The 404-nt window shown below is 56.2% G+C and carries 1 protein-coding gene; it reads right to left on the bottom strand.

The window, feature by feature from the left end; genetic code table 11:
- On the bottom strand, positions 1 to 404 hold a 404-nt coding region (locus ACEWB7_RS18355; RefSeq protein WP_411581142.1), incomplete at both ends, for an FAD-binding protein.

Raw genomic sequence — 404 nt, 5'->3', positions numbered from 1 at the left:
GGGTGATACAGTGCGCTAGGGTGGAACTGATTAAATTCGAGATTGGCAACCCGGCAGCCTGCGCGCCACGCCATAGCAATGCCATCGCCAGAAGAACTATCTGGATTGGTGGTGTACTGATAAACCTTCGACGCACCGCCGGTTGCCAGTACCACTGCTTTTGCGTGGCAGGTTTCCACCGTTTCTTTATTTCGGTTCCATACCCACGCGCCAACAACCCGTCGCGTGCCCGGCAGGCCAATTGTGTCAGACATAATCAGATCAACCGCGTTGCTGCGCTCCAGCCCGCGAATATTCGGCTGGTTCAGCGCCTTGCTCACCAGCGTGGTTTCTACTTCTCTACCGGTGGCGTCGGCGGCATGAAGAATACGACGGTGACTATGTCCACCTTCACGGGTCAGATG

Origin of the sequence: Acinetobacter sp. NIOH-H-8, from assembly GCF_046635365.1 — a bacterium.
GTDB lineage: Bacteria > Pseudomonadota > Gammaproteobacteria > Pseudomonadales > Moraxellaceae > Acinetobacter.
This window is presented reverse-complemented; position numbering and strand designations above follow the sequence as displayed.